The organism is Olleya aquimaris, from assembly GCF_003259525.1.
Taxonomy (GTDB): Bacteria; Bacteroidota; Bacteroidia; order Flavobacteriales; family Flavobacteriaceae; genus Olleya; species Olleya aquimaris.
In genome coordinates, this window is sequence record NZ_QLLO01000002.1 from 31,875 (window position 1) to 49,562 (window position 17,688).

21 protein-coding genes and 1 tRNA gene are annotated in these 17,688 nt (G+C 32.6%); 7 read left to right on the plus strand and 15 right to left on the minus strand.

Going from position 1 to position 17,688, the window contains the following annotated elements; genetic code table 11:
* The 11 genes from LY08_RS02825 to LY08_RS02875 form a co-directional block, all read right to left on the minus strand.
* Positions 1-1,173, minus strand: a complete 1,173-nt coding sequence (locus LY08_RS02825) for a metallophosphoesterase (protein WP_111658932.1) — start codon at positions 1,171-1,173, stop codon at positions 1-3.
* Between the two features lie 263 nt (positions 1,174-1,436).
* Positions 1,437-1,949 carry a hypothetical protein gene (locus tag LY08_RS02830; protein ID WP_146603193.1) on the minus strand — a complete coding sequence of 171 codons (513 nt, stop codon included), beginning with the start codon at positions 1,947-1,949 and terminating at the stop codon, positions 1,437-1,439.
* Positions 1,950-2,064: 115 nt separating this feature from the next.
* Complete coding sequence (locus LY08_RS02835) at positions 2,065-3,123, minus strand: DUF262 domain-containing protein (RefSeq protein WP_111658934.1); 1,059 nt, start codon at positions 3,121-3,123, stop codon at positions 2,065-2,067.
* A 299-nt stretch (positions 3,124-3,422) separates the two neighbouring features.
* Positions 3,423-5,546: a methylmalonyl-CoA mutase gene (gene scpA, locus LY08_RS02840; RefSeq protein WP_111658935.1), complete on the minus strand. Its 2,124-nt coding sequence runs from the start codon at positions 5,544-5,546 to the stop codon at positions 3,423-3,425.
* Positions 5,546-6,163 (minus strand): hypothetical protein, encoded by a 618-nt coding sequence (locus tag LY08_RS02845; protein WP_111658936.1) that lies wholly within the window; start codon positions 6,161-6,163, stop codon positions 5,546-5,548. The genes scpA and LY08_RS02845 overlap by 1 nt, the downstream gene beginning before the upstream one ends.
* Before the next feature lie 13 nt (positions 6,164-6,176).
* Positions 6,177-6,872 carry a hypothetical protein gene (locus LY08_RS02850; protein WP_111658937.1) on the minus strand — a complete coding sequence of 232 codons (696 nt, stop codon included), beginning with the start codon at positions 6,870-6,872 and terminating at the stop codon, positions 6,177-6,179.
* Between the two features lie 14 nt (positions 6,873-6,886).
* Positions 6,887-8,203 carry a methylmalonyl-CoA mutase subunit beta gene (locus LY08_RS02855; protein WP_111658938.1) on the minus strand — a complete coding sequence of 439 codons (1,317 nt, stop codon included), beginning with the start codon at positions 8,201-8,203 and terminating at the stop codon, positions 6,887-6,889.
* The gene (locus tag LY08_RS02860; protein WP_111658939.1) at positions 8,196-8,501 is read right to left on the minus strand and encodes an FtsB family cell division protein; all 306 of its coding nucleotides are present in this window, start codon (positions 8,499-8,501) and stop codon (positions 8,196-8,198) included. The genes LY08_RS02855 and LY08_RS02860 overlap by 8 nt, the downstream gene beginning before the upstream one ends.
* A complete protein-coding gene (gene udk, locus LY08_RS02865) occupies positions 8,501-9,109 on the minus strand; it encodes a uridine kinase (protein ID WP_111658940.1) in 609 nt (202 codons plus the stop codon). Before udk ends, LY08_RS02860 begins: the two co-directional genes overlap by 1 nt.
* A gap of 45 nt (positions 9,110-9,154) precedes the next feature.
* Complete coding sequence (locus LY08_RS02870; RefSeq protein ID WP_111658941.1) at positions 9,155-9,571, minus strand: c-type cytochrome; 417 nt, start codon at positions 9,569-9,571, stop codon at positions 9,155-9,157.
* Positions 9,561-10,676: a PQQ-dependent sugar dehydrogenase gene (locus LY08_RS02875; RefSeq protein ID WP_111658942.1), complete on the minus strand. Its 1,116-nt coding sequence runs from the start codon at positions 10,674-10,676 to the stop codon at positions 9,561-9,563. The genes LY08_RS02870 and LY08_RS02875 overlap by 11 nt, the downstream gene beginning before the upstream one ends.
* Before the next feature lie 114 nt (positions 10,677-10,790).
* Here LY08_RS02875 and LY08_RS02880 point away from each other — a divergent pair.
* Positions 10,791-10,865: transfer RNA gene (locus LY08_RS02880), tRNA-Pro, on the plus strand.
* A gap of 33 nt (positions 10,866-10,898) precedes the next feature.
* Here the strand turns inward: LY08_RS02880 and LY08_RS02885 are convergent.
* From LY08_RS02885 to LY08_RS02890, 3 genes are all read right to left on the minus strand, one after another.
* Positions 10,899-11,381, minus strand: a complete 483-nt coding sequence (locus LY08_RS02885) for a hypothetical protein (RefSeq protein ID WP_111658943.1) — start codon at positions 11,379-11,381, stop codon at positions 10,899-10,901.
* Positions 11,382-11,444: 63 nt separating this feature from the next.
* Positions 11,445-11,597, minus strand: coding sequence for a hypothetical protein (locus tag LY08_RS13545; RefSeq protein WP_170120596.1), 153 nt, complete (start codon positions 11,595-11,597; stop codon positions 11,445-11,447).
* A 23-nt stretch (positions 11,598-11,620) separates the two neighbouring features.
* The gene (locus LY08_RS02890) at positions 11,621-12,985 is read right to left on the minus strand and encodes an NAD-dependent succinate-semialdehyde dehydrogenase (protein WP_111658944.1); all 1,365 of its coding nucleotides are present in this window, start codon (positions 12,983-12,985) and stop codon (positions 11,621-11,623) included.
* Positions 12,986-13,193: 208 nt separating this feature from the next.
* Between LY08_RS02890 and LY08_RS02895 the strand changes: the two genes are divergently transcribed.
* The 6 genes from LY08_RS02895 to trxB all read left to right on the plus strand — a co-directional run bounded on the left by LY08_RS02895 (position 13,194) and on the right by trxB (position 16,735).
* Positions 13,194-13,520, plus strand: a complete 327-nt coding sequence (locus LY08_RS02895; RefSeq protein ID WP_111658945.1) for a YtxH domain-containing protein — start codon at positions 13,194-13,196, stop codon at positions 13,518-13,520.
* 2 nt (positions 13,521-13,522) lie between these two features.
* On the plus strand, positions 13,523-13,870 hold the full coding sequence (locus LY08_RS02900; RefSeq protein ID WP_111658946.1) for a hypothetical protein: 348 nt from the start codon (positions 13,523-13,525) through the stop codon (positions 13,868-13,870).
* Between the two features lie 2 nt (positions 13,871-13,872).
* A complete protein-coding gene (locus LY08_RS02905) occupies positions 13,873-14,073 on the plus strand; it encodes a hypothetical protein (RefSeq protein ID WP_111658947.1) in 201 nt (66 codons plus the stop codon).
* Between the two features lie 25 nt (positions 14,074-14,098).
* Positions 14,099-14,533 carry a hemerythrin domain-containing protein gene (locus tag LY08_RS02910; RefSeq protein WP_111658948.1) on the plus strand — a complete coding sequence of 145 codons (435 nt, stop codon included), beginning with the start codon at positions 14,099-14,101 and terminating at the stop codon, positions 14,531-14,533.
* Positions 14,534-14,535: 2 nt separating this feature from the next.
* Positions 14,536-15,612 (plus strand): DNA topoisomerase IB, encoded by a 1,077-nt coding sequence (locus LY08_RS02915; RefSeq protein ID WP_245907541.1) that lies wholly within the window; start codon positions 14,536-14,538, stop codon positions 15,610-15,612.
* 139 nt (positions 15,613-15,751) lie between these two features.
* On the plus strand, positions 15,752-16,735 hold the full coding sequence (gene trxB / locus LY08_RS02920; protein ID WP_111658949.1) for a thioredoxin-disulfide reductase: 984 nt from the start codon (positions 15,752-15,754) through the stop codon (positions 16,733-16,735).
* Positions 16,736-16,804: 69 nt separating this feature from the next.
* Here the strand turns inward: trxB and LY08_RS02925 are convergent, their stop codons facing one another.
* Complete coding sequence (locus LY08_RS02925; protein ID WP_111658950.1) at positions 16,805-17,629, minus strand: GIN domain-containing protein; 825 nt, start codon at positions 17,627-17,629, stop codon at positions 16,805-16,807.
* Between the last annotated feature and the right edge of the window lie 59 nt (positions 17,630-17,688).

Below are 17,688 nucleotides of genomic sequence, written 5' to 3' on the forward strand. Positions count from 1 at the left end.
TTACTGCAACACCATTTTTGTTGCTGTCGCATCAATAACAAATTCTTGGTTATTTTCTATCAATAATCCTTTGGTTTTATTGGTGAATTTAACCGTGTCATGTAACACGTCTGTTCTAATAATTTTACCTTCAAAACCAGTTGAAACATCTGCAACAGGTGTGTGACCAATCACTATTTTTGTAGCTTCATAGTAGTTTAAAATAGCATCAAGGTCTTGACTTGTTATCTTGTTGTATTTAGAGCGTTCTACCACCAAACCTCTGTACCAAAACGGACCTTTAGGACCATATAAAAAGTTTAGGGTCTTGTCCTTAGGATATTTTTTGTTGTGATATCTTAAACGCGATAATTTATTAATGTCCTCTAAGCTTAATTGATAGTCTAATAACTCTGGACTTAATCCACCATGTACAAAAATATAGTTCCCAATTTTTTCAATTACGTTTTTAGAGGCTAACCATTTACCTAATTCTGAAGCTTCAGAATAGAGGTATTTAACAGCCTCTTTTTTGCTTTTTATTTGGCTAATCTCTTGGGCAACTTTTATGTATTTACCATGATTGTATTTGTAGTTGCCATAAAAATTTAATATTTCATGATTACCTAAAATAAAATGAAGTTGTCCATTATGCTGTCTAGCCTGATAGTCTAATTTATAAATTAGCCACAGGACTTGTGTCACGTTTTTGCCTCTATCTACAAAGTCGCCAACCAAAACCAGATGCCCATTACCATAACTCCAATTGTAATTGTTGTCTATAATATTGTTAGCCATTAAAAAGCTAGAAAACGCATTAAAGTTACCTTCAATATCAGAGATTACTATTGTTTTTTCAGGTTGAGCGTAACTGGTTTCTGGGAATGCATAATCGGACTGTAACGATACATAAAATGCATCTTTATCCTTGTTGTTAACTTCAACAAGAATTGAATCTTTATCAATAGTAGAAGTAACTACTTGGTTAGTCGCAGTCACTCTGTAGAGTTTGTCATTAATTATATAAGGACCATCAACACCATCTAAAGCAATCTTTTTTTTGGTGGTAGCACTATCTAACGTTGAGGTGTTAAATGAGGTAGATTTTTGTGCTACACTAAACGACTGTACACCCAAAACAACACACAGCAACGTAAGTGCTGAGTAATGCTTAAAAGGTTTTACAGTTATCATAATAATAGTGTGTTTTAAAGAATTTAATATAACATATTTATATGATATAAGTCGTGTTTTGTTGAATGGGATTACAATCTTGCACAAAAAAAAATCAGTAGTTGGATTACTGATTTTTGGTTTTTGTTTAACGGTTTTGTGTATGGTTAGTTGCGTGTTTCAGCACTAAATTTAGCAAATAAATCACAGATAGAAAGTCCGCGAGGATTTTCGTAAGTAGGCGAGTACTAGCAATGAATTATACACGTTGTTGTAGGCAGTTTTTATCCGTTAGCTATTTCTTCAGCTGCTACGTCAAGTATTTGCAAATATCTATCTAAAACAGTCGTATTTGGTATGGTCGAACGTGGGTCAATCGAAAACAAAAGTTTATATGCAGTATAGTTGGAAACTGTCGTGCCAAGAATACGAGTACTTAAACCATCTAATTTACTTGTAGTTGTTGACGATATATGTGCTGCAGAATTTCTAATAGTTTTCAAATCCATTAAGTCATTATTTATAGCACTTAATGAAGTGTTGAAAACATAACCTTGATGAAAGAATATTTTACTAATGTTTCTTATTTTTTCTGGATTAGACCAATCCATATGACGTTGATTTCCGATAATAATTTTTTGTGCGTGTTCAGCGTCTATTGGGTTTACCCATTTAGCAGGTCTATTATTAAGTATTGAAGGTTCATTAAGCAAATAATCAACAAACGAATTTTCTACAAATGTTTCCCAACCAATATATATTCTCAAGAATGCGGATTCGCTTATAAATTCTCTCATATCTCTAGCAATCTTGTATGAACCACTTGCATATTTTTGATGAGCAAATGTAATATGCGAGACAAGACTAGCAGTTGTGGCTCTAAAATCAATCAAATTTTGTGCTAAAGCCATATTATATTGAATTTACTATGTCAAGTATAAACTTGGTTCTTCTAACTCTAACTTTCGTATCAGTTGTAGCTCGTCTACTATCTTCTAAAAACTGTATTTGTGGAACTGACATATTTTGAAAAGGTACTGTGCCAAAAAGAACGTTTAAGTCTGTTAGAGCAATTTTAGTTCTCTCGTATTTATTGGTCTCAATTTCTTGTCTTACTACATCTAAATTTTTCAAACCTACTTTAGTATGGTAAAAGCTAGTAAATAGAGTGTAAAATAGATGTATTCTTTTGAATTGAGTGCCTTTTAATGTTTCGTCAAAAACACTTTTAATAAGTTCTATGGTTTCATCAAAATCTCGTTCTAAAGCGTCAGTATCGTAATCAAATTCCTTTTCGTATTTAGTATAGAAAGATTTGATTTGTTTTTTTGATTGAATTCCCTCTATCATTGCTATTACTAAATCAGCAACTAATGTGGCATCAGCCATTCGCAGAATATTTTGATTTGTTAGAATTTTATTTTCCGACCAAAAATCATTGTGTTTATGGGATAGTCTATCAACTAATATTTTAAATTCACTAAAGTGATTTGCGTTAATTTTTTCTTGCTGATTAAGTACAACAGAATAAGAGTTTAATCTGGCGAAAATGTCTAAAATTTCATTGTCTGGTAGATTAACAAGTAAATCAACTGAAATCTCATAATTCAGAATTGTTGATTGAATATCAGGGTCAATATTACTTAATTGGCTGAAAAAAAATCCACCATATTTTTGATTGTGCTTTTTCTTTATTGCAAATCCATCATTGATATAAGACAAAATGGTTCGAAGTCTTTGTTGTCCATCTACAACTTCGCGTATTGACTGTCTATTCTCAATGTTTAATGTTTGTCTAATGAAAATTTTTGGAATTGGTTTTCCTCGAATGATGGTATCCATTAAGTAAGACTTGGCATCATCTGACCAAATTGCTTTTCTTTGAAATTTTGGTGAAAGTACTAGTTGTTTCTTATCATTCCATTCAAGAAAATCATTTATACTATAAGCTCTACTGTCAAAATTTTTCATTTTATCTATATTTTATTTCTTGAACGTACTTTTTTTAAATTGCCTACAACTTACATGATATGAAAACGTTTCAATACTTCGACAAGCTCAGTACAAGTTTTTTATATATGTCGTCAAACGAAATTAGTAGTTTCTTGTAAGAAAACAAATACGTAGAACTACGTATTTTATTTAGTTGTTTTAATGTAAAGCGGTAATTTTTAATTGCTTGTATTTGAGGTTTTTAGCGCAGGTGGTTTATAAAAAAATCGCCTTTAAAGGCGATTTTTAATAATGTGTAATTATAAGATTTAAGTTGTCTAATCAATCAAAATCTCCAAAATCTTAATAGCAGCATCGCTAATTTTGGTTCCAGGTCCGAAGACAGCAACTGCGCCTGCATCAAATAAATATTGGTAATCTTGTTTTGGGATGACACCACCAACAATAACCATGATATCTTCACGTCCATACTTTTTAAGCTCTTCAATAACTTGTGGGACTAAGGTTTTGTGTCCTGCTGCCAAACTAGAGACGCCTAAAATATGCACGTCGTTTTCTACAGCTTGCTTGGCTGCTTCTTGTGGAGTTTGGAACAATGGTCCAATGTCGACATCAAAACCGACGTCTGCATAACCAGTAGCGACTACTTTGGCACCTCTGTCGTGACCATCTTGTCCCATTTTGGCAATCATAATACGTGGTCTACGACCGTCTTGCTCTGCAAATTGGTCTGCTAGCTCTTTGGCTTTTGCAAACGATTTATCGTTTTTAATTTCTTTACTATACACGCCAGAAAAAGATTTGATTTGTGCTTTATAACGTCCAAAAACAGCTTCTAAAGCGTCACTAATTTCGCCTAATGTAGCGCGTTCTCTTGCTGCTACTACTGCTAAAGATAATAGATTCTCTTGACCTGTCTTAGCAGCTTCGGTTAAATTAGTTAAGGCTTGGTTAACTTTATTAGAGTTGCGTTGGGCTTTTATTTTTGTTAACCCTTCTATTTGTTGTAAACGTACGGTTTGGTTATCGACTTCTAAAGTAGAGATAGCCTCTTCCTCTTCCAATACGTATTTGTTAACTCCAACAATAATGTCTTGTCCAGAGTCGATACGTGCTTGTTTTCGGGCTGCTGCTTCTTCAATACGTAGTTTTGGGATACCTGCTTCAATAGCTTTGGTCATGCCTCCTAATGCTTCAACTTCTTCAATTAAAGACCAGGCTTTTTGTGCAATATCATGGGTTAGTTTTTCCACATAATAACTGCCTGCCCAAGGGTCTACCGTTTTTGTAATATGGGTTTCTTCTTGTAAAAATATTTGTGTGTTACGTGCAATACGTGCCGAAAAATCTGTTGGTAGTGCGATAGCTTCGTCTAACGCATTGGTATGTAAACTTTGTGTGCCACCAAACGCTGCTGCTGCAGCTTCAATAGTGGTACGTGCTACATTGTTAAATGGGTCTTGCTCTGTTAAGCTCCATCCACTAGTTTGGCAATGTGTACGTAAGGCTAAACTTTTTTGGTTTTTTGGATTAAACTGACGGACTAGTTTTGCCCACAGCATACGTGCTGCTCGCATTTTTGCGATTTCCATAAAATGGTTCATTCCAATTGCCCAGAAAAACGATAATCTTGGTGCAAAAGTGTCTATATCCATGCCTGCATCTAGTCCTTTTCTAATATATTCTAAACCATCTGCAAGCGTATAAGCCAACTCGATATCGCAAGTCGCACCAGCTTCTTGCATATGGTATCCCGAAATACTAATACTATTAAATTTTGGCATGTTCTTACTAGTATATTCAAAAATATCAGAGATAATTTTCATGGATGGTGTAGGCGGATAGATGTAGGTATTACGTACCATAAACTCCTTTAAAATATCATTTTGAATAGTACCTGCTAGCTGTTCTGGTTGCACACCTTGTTCTTCTGCAGCAACAATGTAAAATGCCATAATGGGTAATACAGCACCATTCATAGTCATAGACACCGACATTTTATCTAACGGAATCTGGTCGAAGAGCACTTTCATGTCTTCAACACTATCTATAGCAACTCCAGCTTTTCCAACATCGCCAACCACACGTTCGTGATCGGAATCATAACCTCTGTGTGTGGCTAAATCGAAAGCAACCGATAATCCTTTTTGTCCTGCAGCAAGGTTACGTCTGTAAAAGGCATTACTTTCTTCCGCAGTACTAAATCCTGCATATTGACGAATAGTCCATGGTCTTCTAACATACATGGTACTATAAGGACCACGAAGATTTGGAGCGATTCCTGCAACAAAATCTAGATGCTCAACGTCTTTTAAATCTGCTTTAGAATAGTTAGATGAAACAGGAATGTCTTCTGCAGTTAAGAAAGAGCTGTTAGCTTTTGGCTTTTGGCTTTTAGATGAAGCGTTTAAGGTGATATGTTGAAGGTTTTTTCTAGTCATTATTTGACGATAGTTTTTTCAATAAATTTATTATAATTTCTGTTTAATAACGAACGAAATGTGATTATAAAAGATTTATAATTAGAACTCACAGCATAGATTGTTGCAAAACTTGAAGGCTCTTTATCTGAATCTATCTTAAATTTAGCCATAAATGCTTTGGTCTGTGGTGTGCCAGAATATCCAGACCTTAATTTTGTACATGTACTATTAGCTACATCTGCCGACTCTCTGCACGATTGTGATAACAATGCTGACAGGTATTTTGAATCTTGTTTGGTAAAAGGGTAGTAGTCCATCATTTTAACCGTTACATCTGTTGTGTGATTTGGTGTTCTGAAAAAGTACACGTTCTTTTTTGAAAATTTCAAAATATTAAAGCGTAGTAGTTCAGATTGTCTTGCTATTGAATCTTCAATTGATGCTAATACACTTTCATATTGATCTACACTATACTGTTGTAATGTATTTGGTAAGTAAATATCTATGTTGTCCTTAGATAAATTATAATGTTTACCAAAAAGATTGTTTTTTACAATGTTATGTTCGACTTTCTTTTCATCCTTACAAGAATGTAAAAGTAAAATTATAGCTATTAGATAAATTTTAATTTTCAAATCACATCAATTATTAGTCATGATTATGTCCAGTATGGTCAATCTCTTGTTGTGGTTGTTGTGGTTGTAATACAGGAGTTTGTGCTGGTTTTTTATTAAAATCTATAGGTTGTTCTTTAGGTTCGTTTGCAGTTAAATCTACTGTTGTAAAATCAACACTATTAAATTTAGAATAATATAAATCTAAAGCTATAAAGGTGGCTAAGTACGTGTCTCTAGAGTATGAGGTGTTGCTCATTAATGGAGCAGAAAATAACTCTGAGCTCATGCTATTAGTACTAATTAATGCATTAAGGGTTTGTTTTAACGACGTGTCTTTTAGGTTTTCTGAAATACAACTTACCAATGGACTATTATAATTTAATTGGTTTCCATCCCATAATTCAGGCTTAGTTTTTAGCACATCATAAATTGCTTTACTATGTGCTGTAATGGTTTGCTCTAAATTAGTTCTGTTAGAAATAACATTGCTAATATAGGCTCTGTAAGCTCTAAGTTTGTTTTTGCTTTTTGGGTCGTATTTATTAACTATATCATTTTCAAAAGCATATAATGCTTCGTTTAATACATCGTCGTAACCCGTTTTACAATCTACAGCTTTAGGTTGATCTGCGAATTTAAAGTCTGGTAATTTCGCTTCATTTTTATTACAACTAAAGGTTATTGTTAAAACAACTACTAATACAATTTTAAAAATACGTGTGTTCATAATTTGCTAAATATTTATTCGGTTTTTAATCTATCTTGTTCTACTGTTTCGGCTAATCGTTTTTCAATAATAGGTTGAATAAGGGTTTTTCTTGGGTTTATCTTAACAAACGGAAACAGTTCTAGCTCGTGTTTCATCTTATCATTTTTATTTGGGTGTTTGTTAGTCCCTAAAAGCGTAAGCTTACCATTATCAAATAACTCTTGTTCTTTATTGGCGCTTTCTTTTATTTTTTTCTGAATGGTTCCCGCTTTTAATTGTGCAATAAAACCTCCGTTAGCTTCTATATCTTTAAAAAGAGTTAATGCTTTTTCTGACAATTGCGTAGTTAAGGTTTCTATATAATAACTTCCGTCTGATGCATTATGGACTGCGTCAAAATAGCTTTCGTGTTTTAAGATTAATAACTGGTTTCTGGCAATACGCTCTCCAAACTCATTGTCTTTATGATAAATGGCGTCGTATGGTAAATTAAAAACAGTATTGGCACCACCTAAAATAGCGCTCATACATTCTGTGGTGGTACGCAACATATTAGTATTATAATCGTAAATAGTTTTGTTGCGTTTGGTTGGAATGGCATGAATATGCAATTGCGCTTCACATTGGTATTCTGAAGCTAAGGTGTTGTATAGCAAGCGCAACGCTCTGAGTTTTGCAATTTCAAAAAAGTAATTTGTCCCAACAGAGACGTTAAAATGAATAGTCTTTAAAGGCTTACCTTCTACGCGATTTAGATACTCGTTTAAATGGGCTAAACCATAAGCTAATTGTTGTACGTTAGTTGCGCCTGCGTTTTGGTAAGTCGTTGTGTTAATGGTTAACGACTCTCCAAAAACTAGTGTGTGTGCTTCGTTTTTAAACCAGTTTCCTGTAGCTGCTAATTGACCTATTGGGTCTACTATAAGTTGTGCTTTCGCAGAAATTTGAGCCACTTGGTCAATAAATTGTGGGTCAAAAAATTGTAGTTCTAACTGAATGTTTGTGGTGTTAGAATCTATAGCTTCTAACGTTTTTTCAATAGAAATATTTGGGTTAGGAATTATAAATTTAATGGTTTCTGCACCTCTTTGAATGGCATCAATTGCTTTTTGGTTTGCAGCAGTTTCGTTTTGAACAAATATAATTTGCCCAACCGACCATTGTTGAGGTTGTATCTTAAAGGTGTTGTCCATCTCATCTTGATGATAAAATGGTCTAACGTCTATACCTTCGGTGGTTTTCCAAATTAGGGTGTCGTTATAATCAGCACCTTTTAAATCGACTTGAATTTTTTGTTTCCAAGCTTTAGACGATACGTTTTCAAATGCAGAAAAAAGTGATTTACTCATTGTTGTTAGTCTTTAGGCTGTCTTCATATTCGATGATGTAAATATCCTCGTTTTCTTTTTTCATGTAATATTTTTCTCTTGCAAAGGTTTCTAGTCCTTCATCGCTATTTAGCTTTTCATAAGCTTCCCTGTCTTTTAAGATTTGGGTTTTGTAGTATTCTTTTTGCTCTTCAAGCTTATTTTTTTCTTGATTAACATCGTGGTGGTTGATTAAAGAATTGGTATCAAAAAATATCATCCAAATACCAAAAATGATAAGGATAATGATGTAAATATTTTTGTACCACTTAGTTTTCATTATTGCAACTTCTCGTTAATTATAGTTTTAACAATATCAACTGCTACAGTATTGTATTTGTTATTTGGTATTATGATGTCTGCATACTCTTTCATAGGTTCTATAAACTGTTGATGCATAGGTTTTAACGTGTTTTGATAACGTGATAACACTTCGTCTATATCTCTACCACGTTCTGTAATATCTCGTTTTAAACGTCTTATTAATCGCTCGTCACTATCCGCATGTACAAATATTTTAATATCAAACATATCTCTTAATTCTGGATGTGTTAGTATTAAAATACCCTCTACAATCATCACTTTTCTTGGGATGGTCTTAATGGTGTCACCTGTTCTGTTATGCTTTACAAACGAATATACAGGTTGTTCTATAGTTTGACCATTTTTTAAGTCTTTTAAATGCTGTTCTAATAACTCAAAATCTATAGATCGTGGATGGTCAAAATTAATTTTAACACGCTCGTCATAAGATAGATGAGTGGTGTCTTTGTAATATGAATCTTGAGAAATGACACCAACTTCTCCTTCAGGTAATTGATTTAAAATTTGATTAACAACAGTTGTTTTTCCGCAACCTGTACCTCCAGCTATTCCTATAATAAGCATATGTAATGTTTAGATTTTGCTCCAAATTTAAGAATTTAAGCGGTATTATTTAGGTTGAATTTTTGAAACTTGTTCAGGAGTTATTAGTGTGTTATTTTTATTGTTCCAACTGTTTGAAATATAGTTCATAACATCTGCAACTTCTTGATCGCTTAATCCCATTGGTGCCATAACATTGTTGTACACTTTGCCATTTACTATTATTTTTCCTTTTAAGCCATATTTAGTGGCTCTGATACTAGCTTCTAAATTATTCTTTAGATAATCTGAATTTGCTAATGGAGGATATACTTTTTCTATGCCTTCTCCATTTGCCATATGACAGTTTAAGCAAAAGTTTTGGTATACGGTTTGTCCAGCGTCTATTGATGCAGATAGCTCTTTTGAAACTTCCTTTTTATCTAACGAATTGCAGCTGAGAAATAATAGGACTACTATTGCAATTAAAAAATTAATTTTCATTTTTCTGACCTCTAATTAGTTTAACAATACCTAAATTTTCTATGCCTACATAAATATAGCCATCAGGACCTTGCTCGACAGAACGAACACGACCCAATCCATCTAATAAGCGTTGTTCTTTAACGACTTTTCCGTCTTTTAAAGTGCACAAATCTAAATATTGAAATTTAAGCGAACCAACTAATATACTACCTTTCCAATCGCCATATGTATCGCTTGAAATAAACGCCATTCCTGAAGGTGCAATAGAGGGATCCCAATAATGTAGCGGTTGTTCCATACCTTCTTTTTCTGTTTGATCTGTAATGGTTGTTCCAGAATAGTTTTTACCATAAGTAATAATTGGCCAACCATAATTGGCACCTTTTTTAATAATGTTAATTTCGTCACCACCACGTGGACCATGCTCATGCGTCCAAATATCTCCAGTAAATGGATTAATTTTCATCCCTTGTGGATTGCGGTGACCGTAAGACCAAATAGCTGTTTTTGCATTTTTAGTGTTAACAAACGGATTGTCTTCTGGAATGCGTCCATCATCATGCAATCGGTAAACTTTACCACCATCTCTGGTTAAGTCTTGTGGGTTTTCATCTCTATTTCCACGCTCACCAATGGTAAAAAATAAATAACCATCTTTAAATACAATCCTAGATCCAAAATGCTGACCTCTAGTGGTGTTTGGTGTTGCTTTGTATAAAACTTGTTTGTCTACTAATGCATAGTCTTTTAGTTTGGCTCTCATGATAGCAGTGTTACCACCATCACCAGTCCCTGTTGAGGATGCATACGAAAAATAAATCCAACCATTAGTTTTATAATCTGGATGTAGCTCGATATCTAATAATCCGCCTTGACCTCTTAGGTATATGTCTGGAGGATTAGCAATTTCTGTTTTTTTGTTGTCTTTAAAATGAATGATACGTCCATCTTTTTCATTAATTAGCATTGAGCCATCCGGAAGAAAGGTAAATCCCCAAGGATTATTTAATTCTGAAACTATAACTTCGTAGTGATGGTTATTGTTTACTGGATTTTTATCTTGAGCACAAGCTAAAAAAGAAACGATTATGAGAATTAAAAATTGAATGTTTTTAGGCGTCATTGTATGCAAATTAATTAAACATACAATTTACTAATAATTTTTATTCTAATTTAAAGAAAAGGTATATATTTGCACCTCCAAAAACAGGATGTTTGAGGAAAAGATAACCAGTTTCGGGGTGTAGCGTAGCCCGGTTATCGCGCCGCGTTTGGGACGCGGAGGTCGCAGGTTCGAATCCTGCCACCCCGACTTTAAAAAGCTTCAGTTTTACTGAGGCTTTTTTTATTCTAGTCTTTTGTAGTTTTCCGAATAAATTCTAGAACCATTTTCGTCAAGTTCTACTTGGCTAAAGCTTTTTTCAAAAATAATTAACTCATAATCAAAAGAGGAGCGTTGTTTCATGATGTTGTCCATGGTTAAAGAGCCATATTCAACATGTTCTATTAACATATTATTTTCAACTTTATAATTTCCGTAAGCAAACCACTCTGTGGAATCTGCTGGTCTTTTTTTACTCCACATAAATTTTTCTTTGGTGTAGAGCTTTATTTGTCTTTGATTTGGATCTGTAAAGGACGAGTCTTTAACTTTATCATCTACATAATTATAAAAACTCACCAATTCCCAAGCACCTTCTAATGGATAGCTTTTAGTGATTTTGTCTTCAGTGTGTACGTTTTCCTTTTCTTCTAAATGGTTTTCTTTTTTGTTATTACATGAAACACATAAAAACAAGGTTAGTAAAAGTATAATTTGTGCTTTCATAATAATATGTTTTTAGTTAAAAAGTTACCATACAATTTACAAAAAAGATTGTTTTAAATAAAATTAAAACCATTTAAATACCAATCCAGAAATTATAACTGCTGATGTAAGTAAAATTAACATGACAGCTACAAAACCGCCAGTACGTTTTGTTGTTTTGTCTTTTTGTAGAATATAATCTCTTCTTTTTTCGTCTTCGTCTTTAATTAAACTCATAGTTTTAAGTGTTTAAGGTTAATTTATTTATTAATGTATACTGTTTTAGTGTTTACAAATTCTAAGATACCTTCTTTAGATAATTCTCGACCGTAACCAGATGCTTTAGTGCCTCCAAATGGTAATCTAGGGTCGGATTTTACCATTTCGTTTATAAAAAATGCACCATCTGGAATATTACTTATCTCCTTGTAAACCTCTTTAATATTTTCTGTAAATACCATAGTACCTAATCCAAATCTAGAATTAGCTGCAGTTTTAAACGCTTCTTGTTTGTTTTTAACTTTAATCACAGCAGCTACAGGACCAAAGGTTTCTTCCTTAAATATAGGCATATTAGAGGATACATTGGTTATGATTGTGGGTTGGTAGTAAGCATTTTTTCTTTCGTTTCCGTAGTGGATTGTAGCTCCTTTTTCTAATGATTTTTCAACCTGATTTTCTAGTTCTTCCGCCAAACTCTCTTTAGCCATTACACTAATATAGGTGTCCTTACTATCTGGATTGCCTATTGTAAGATTTTTAATTTTTTTAGTAAACAATTCTAAGAATTGGTCATAGATATTTTCAGTTACAATAAATCGTTTTGCAGCAATACAACTTTGCCCATTATTTTGCATTCTTGCTTTTACAATTGTATCTATATATTTATCAAGATTAGCATCATCTAAAATAATGCATGCATTATTCCCGCCTAATTCCAGAACTGTTTTTTTTAGGTTTTTACCTGCGACTTCAGCAATGCTTCTTCCTGCTTTTTCACTACCTGTAAGCGTTACCGCCTTAATTGTTTTATTACCAATGATAGATTCTATAGTATCATGATTGGTTAATAAGGTTTGAAAACAGCCTTTGGGATAACCAGCTTCAATAAAAATGTTTTCAATTTTTAATGCGGAACCTGTGGTGTTTGAAGCATGTTTAAGAAGTCCTACATTTCCAGCAGTTAAAGTTGGTACTGCAAACCTAAACACTTGCCAAAATGGGTAATTCCAAGGCATTATGGATAATATGACACCAAGCGGATCGTAACTTATAAAACTCTCTTTAGCTTCAGTTTCAATGATTTGATCTGCTAAAAAATGATCTGCATTAGCAATGTAAAAATCACAAAGTTTAGCACATTTTTCAACTTCGGCTATACCTTGATTTAATGGTTTACCCATTTCTTCCATCATTAGTTTAGCATACTTTTCTTTATGCTGCTCTAATAGATTGGCTAAATTTTGTAACAAATCGGTACGATGTTTTATGTCTGTTGTTCTCCACTTTTCAAATGTTTTGTCTGCAGAATTCAAGATGTTTTCAATGTCATTTTCTGAATGATATTGATAGTCTTTTAAAACTTGTCCAGTGTACGGATTTTTGGTGGTTATTGATTTTTTCATTGCAAGTGTTTTTGTTAAATTTATAAATAATCAATAATATTATATTAAAATATAAAGGCTTTAACAAATATTTATCAATTAATTTAGATTTTTATTAAGAATAATTAAATTGAAGTTTTTTATCTTTGAGTATAAACCAAAATTGAGCTTTCAACACTACAATGAAAGCTTATTTAGTTAATTATTAACCATAAAAAAAAATTGAAAAATGAGTAAAAGCACAAACACAGCATTAGGATTATTATTAGGAGGAGCAATAGGAGCAACTTTAGGTATATTATTTGCACCAGATAAAGGGAGCAATACTAGAAAAAAATTAACCGAAGATGCTATTGCTACTAAAGACAGATTAGCTGATAGCGCTTTACAATTAAAAGACCAAGTTGCTAGTACATTAACCAATCAAAAAAGTAATTTAGATTCTCAACTAGAAACTATTGTGTCTAACGCTAGTTATAAAGCTGATGATGTCATTACAACTCTTGAAAAAAAGCTAAAAGATTTAAAAGCTAGAAACAAAAAATTACAAAAATAATAATGAGCGTTTTTGAATCATTAAACGACACCTCTAATCAAGCAGTTGATAAGGGCGAAGCGTACTTACAAAAATCGCAAGAGTATTATAAGCTAAAAATATTTCAGCAGTTAACAAGCTCTTTAAGTTTAGTGCTTAAAGCGCTTTTAATTGGTGGATTATTGCTTATTGGATTAGTGTTTTTAGCTGTTTCTTCTGCAATTGCTATAGGGAATGCTTTAGATAGTATAGCTCTTGGTTTTGTCATTGTAGGCGCTCTATTTTTAGTGCTTTCTGGCATTATCTATCTATTAAGAAAGCACATAAATAACACTGTAATTAAAACCATTTCTAAATCCTTTTTTGACTAACCATGAAGTATTATAACACAGAAGAAGACATACAAAGAGACCTTAAAAGGTTGAGTTTAGAAAAGCAAATTGCTTGGGAGGAATTAAAGATAATTAAAGAAGATTTTAAAGAAGCTTTACAACCCTCACATTGGTTGCAAACCGGATTTAAGTTATTTTCTAAACTAGGCTTGATGATGCTTGTTAAAAAAATTATCAAGTAATATTAATTAACCAAATTTTATAACCATGACTATTTTTGAATCTATTAGAAAAGACCACGATACCCAAAGAGAATTATTAGATCAACTCATAAAAACTTCGGGAGATAGTAGCGATAGAGATATTTTGTATAAAAAGTTGAAAAACCAACTAGATATTCATGCTCAAGCAGAAGAACGTCACTTTTATAAGCCATTAATTAGTAACGACATGATGCAGGAAAAAGCAAGACATGGTATTGCAGAGCATCATGAAATTGACGAATTAATAGAACAATTAGATAATACAGATTACAGCTCTTCAGCTTGGTTAAAAACAGCTAAAGATTTAAAAGAAAAAGTAGAGCATCATTTAGAAGATGAAGAACATACATTTTTTCAATTAGCTGGAAAAGTGTTTACTGACAAACAAAAAGAAGATTTAGCTGAAGCTTATAAATCGTACATGCACAAAAACTTATAACTTTGGCAGCTTTAAATACATCTATTTACAATCAAATTCTTTTACAACCAGAACAGGTTATAGAAGAATTTGATTTGGTTTATACCAATCCATCACATCTTAAAATTATAAGAGAAAAAAACGATGATAACTTTGTTTTTAAACTAAAAAACAAAATCATAAAAGAACCAAGTCAGTTAGATCGTCTAGAAAAATTAGTGATTCCACCAGCTTGGAATGAAGTTAAAATATCACAGCTTCCTAATGGACACCTACAAGTTGTTGGACGCGATAAAAAAAAGCGTAAACAATACAGATATCACCCAAAATGGAATAAGATTAGAAACCAAACAAAATTTTATAAAATGTATTTGTTTGGTCAACAACTACCTAATATTAGAGCGCAAGTAGAAGCTGATTTAGATCAAAAAGAATGGACACAAACCAAAGTGTTGGCATTAATAGTCCGTTTAATGGAAGAAACCCATATTAGAATAGGAAACCATCAATATGCTAAACGTAACGAAACTTATGGTTTAACTACTTTAAGAACAAAACATGTAAATACCTTTAAAGATAAAATTCAGTTTGAGTTTGTAGGTAAAAAGGGTAAAGCCTATAAAGTGTCTGTTAGAAATAAAAAACTAATACGTTTGGTCAATAAATGTGAAGAAATTCCAGGATGGGAACTCTTTCAGTATTATGATCAATTTGGTGTGAAACAAAAAGTAGACAGTACCATGCTAAATGAGTATTTGCAAAATTTAAGTGGGACACTATTTACAGCGAAAGATTTTAGGACTTGGGCAGCCACAATTATTTGTTTTGAAACCTTAAAAAATTTAGGGTTTACTGAAGACGAAAAGCAAAACAAAAAAAACATACTAACAGCTATAGACACAGCTGCTAAAGAACTTGGTAACACCAGAAACGTGTGTAGAAAATATTACGTTCATCCTTTGGTTATTGATGCATATGAAGATGGAAGCATCGTCCCTTATTTTACTAATTCTTCCAGCAAATCTGAGGGAAATGAGCACTTTACACCAATGGAAACTAATTTGATGCGACTTCTTAAATCTTTTCAACCAGAATTTTAAAAAATAGATAAACAATACGACAAAAGTCTTTTACAAAACGCTATAAGATATGTTTATGATTTTATAATAACTTTTAATAAATCTTAGGTAAGGTTTTGACTTAAAATTCTACTTTTGTCATAGAAAAATTATAAATAATATGTCTGATACAATAGAAAGAGTAAAATGCTTAATTATAGGGTCTGGTCCTGCAGGATATACTGCAGCAATATATGCAGCCAGAGCTAACATGAAACCAGTTTTGTACCAAGGATCTCAACCAGGTGGACAATTAACTACTACAAACGAAGTAGAAAATTTTCCAGGTTATCCAGATGGTGTAACAGGTCCAGAAATGATGATGCAACTTCAAAAGCAAGCTGAGCGTTTTGAAACAGATGTTAGAAACGGTTGGATTACTAAAGTAGATTTTTCTGGAGACATCCATAAAGTATGGGTTAACGATGAAAAAGAAATACACTGTGATACAGTTATTATTTCTACTGGTGCTTCTGCTAAATATTTAGGTCTAGACTCTGAGCAAAAATATTTAAAACTTGGTGGAGGTGTTTCTGCTTGTGCAGTTTGCGATGGATTTTTCTACAGAAATCAAGAAGTTGTAATAGTTGGAGCAGGAGATAGCGCTTGCGAAGAGGCACACTATTTATCAAAACTTTGTAAAAAGGTGACTATGTTAGTAAGACGTGACGAGTTTAGAGCGTCTAAAATCATGGCAGAGCGTGTAAAGAATACAGAAAATATTGAAATACTTTATAACACTGAAACCGATGAGGTATTAGGTGATGGACAGGTAGTTACTGGTGTAAGAGTATTTAATAATCAGACCAATGAGAAGCATGAGATACCAGCTACTGGATTTTTTGTAGCGATTGGACACAAACCAAATACAGATATTTTTAAAGACTATTTAGATCTAGATGAAACAGGTTACATTATTAATGCAAAACCAGGTACTTCAAAAACTAACGTAGAAGGTGTTTTTGTAAGTGGAGATGCAGCAGACCATGTATACAGACAAGCTATTACAGCTGCTGGAACAGGATGTATGGCAGCTTTAGATGCAGAGCGTTATTTAGCAGCAAAAGATGCTAATTTTGAAGTAAGTACGTCTACTTACAACTAACATATTAATAGTTCTCAATAAAAAAAGCCGAAGCATTTGCTTCGGCTTTTTTTATATTATAGATGGAGGTTATTTACGTCTTAAAATGGCGTTGTCCTCAAACGACTCTAAAGTTATTTTTGGACTTCCGTAAATACTAATTTCTGAAGTTCCGGATGCGTTAATTAATAAATTACCTGAAACATCTATACTAGTCCTTGCTCTGTTTTCTGTTTTTACATTAGCGTCTTTGGCAGTTAATTTTTCGCCTCTAAAATCTGAAGAATTGTCTGCTACTAAAAGTAAATTTTCTGTATCACCTTCAATTTTTGCATCAGCACTTTCTAACAGGTCTGCTACTATTTTAGAAGCGTTAATTAGTGCTATTAGTCGGCTATTATCATTTAGTTCTAAATTAACAGCATTTGCTGTTAAGTTAAGCTCTACTTTAGCTCTGTTATTATTTATAATTTTAAATAAATCACATTCTATTGTTAAAAAAGCTTTTGAACTTTCTGAAGCTGTTAAGGTTAAATCATTAAATTTCAAGGTGTTTTCAGAGCTTATTTCGGCATCTTCGTTAAGCTCTATAGTATTTAAAAGATCATTGTAAAAAATGGTGATTTCTAGTTTTTTTTCCTGAAGTCTTGCAGTTGTTTTTAAACTTAAAGTACTGTCTTGAGAGACTATGGTTATATATTCGTGTAGGTTGTCGTCTGTCATAATTTGTACAGACGTTGAGTCTGCTTTAACTAACTTGACTTCAAAATCTTCATTTAAAACTAAACGCTGAAACCCGTAAACAGGAGTAGTTTCTGTTGATAATATTCGACTACCCTTTACTTTTTCTTTTTTTTGTGCAAAAGCAGTAATAGTAATCAATATAAAAAATAAGGATAGTAATTGTTTAATCATTTGTATAAATAGTTTAGTTACATACAAATATAAACAAAAACCATCCCAAACTTTTTTAA

What these genes read in the sequence shown, in the direction of transcription:
- LY08_RS02825 (WP_111658932.1), bottom strand. Translation starts at nt 1,173, where the DNA reads ATGATAACTGTAAAACCTTTTAAGCATTACTCAGCACTTACGTTGCTG.
- LY08_RS02830 (WP_146603193.1), bottom strand. Translation starts at nt 1,949, where the DNA reads ATGAGAGAATTTATAAGCGAATCCGCATTCTTGAGAATATATATTGGT.
- LY08_RS02835 (WP_111658934.1), bottom strand. Translation starts at nt 3,123, where the DNA reads ATGAAAAATTTTGACAGTAGAGCTTATAGTATAAATGATTTTCTTGAA.
- scpA (WP_111658935.1), bottom strand. Translation starts at nt 5,546, where the DNA reads ATGACTAGAAAAAACCTTCAACATATCACCTTAAACGCTTCATCTAAA.
- LY08_RS02850 (WP_111658937.1), bottom strand. Translation starts at nt 6,872, where the DNA reads ATGAACACACGTATTTTTAAAATTGTATTAGTAGTTGTTTTAACAATA.
- LY08_RS02855 (WP_111658938.1), bottom strand. Translation starts at nt 8,203, where the DNA reads ATGAGTAAATCACTTTTTTCTGCATTTGAAAACGTATCGTCTAAAGCT.
- LY08_RS02860 (WP_111658939.1), bottom strand. Translation starts at nt 8,501, where the DNA reads ATGAAAACTAAGTGGTACAAAAATATTTACATCATTATCCTTATCATT.
- udk (WP_111658940.1), bottom strand. Translation starts at nt 9,109, where the DNA reads ATGCTTATTATAGGAATAGCTGGAGGTACAGGTTGCGGAAAAACAACT.
- LY08_RS02870 (WP_111658941.1), bottom strand. Translation starts at nt 9,571, where the DNA reads ATGAAAATTAATTTTTTAATTGCAATAGTAGTCCTATTATTTCTCAGC.
- LY08_RS02875 (WP_111658942.1), bottom strand. Translation starts at nt 10,676, where the DNA reads ATGACGCCTAAAAACATTCAATTTTTAATTCTCATAATCGTTTCTTTT.
- LY08_RS02885 (WP_111658943.1), bottom strand. Translation starts at nt 11,381, where the DNA reads ATGAAAGCACAAATTATACTTTTACTAACCTTGTTTTTATGTGTTTCA.
- LY08_RS13545 (WP_170120596.1), bottom strand. Translation starts at nt 11,597, where the DNA reads ATGAGTTTAATTAAAGACGAAGACGAAAAAAGAAGAGATTATATTCTA.
- LY08_RS02890 (WP_111658944.1), bottom strand. Translation starts at nt 12,985, where the DNA reads ATGAAAAAATCAATAACCACCAAAAATCCGTACACTGGACAAGTTTTA.
- LY08_RS02895 (WP_111658945.1), top strand. Translation starts at nt 13,194, where the DNA reads ATGAGTAAAAGCACAAACACAGCATTAGGATTATTATTAGGAGGAGCA.
- LY08_RS02900 (WP_111658946.1), top strand. Translation starts at nt 13,523, where the DNA reads ATGAGCGTTTTTGAATCATTAAACGACACCTCTAATCAAGCAGTTGAT.
- LY08_RS02905 (WP_111658947.1), top strand. Translation starts at nt 13,873, where the DNA reads ATGAAGTATTATAACACAGAAGAAGACATACAAAGAGACCTTAAAAGG.
- LY08_RS02910 (WP_111658948.1), top strand. Translation starts at nt 14,099, where the DNA reads ATGACTATTTTTGAATCTATTAGAAAAGACCACGATACCCAAAGAGAA.
- trxB (WP_111658949.1), top strand. Translation starts at nt 15,752, where the DNA reads ATGTCTGATACAATAGAAAGAGTAAAATGCTTAATTATAGGGTCTGGT.
- LY08_RS02925 (WP_111658950.1), bottom strand. Translation starts at nt 17,629, where the DNA reads ATGATTAAACAATTACTATCCTTATTTTTTATATTGATTACTATTACT.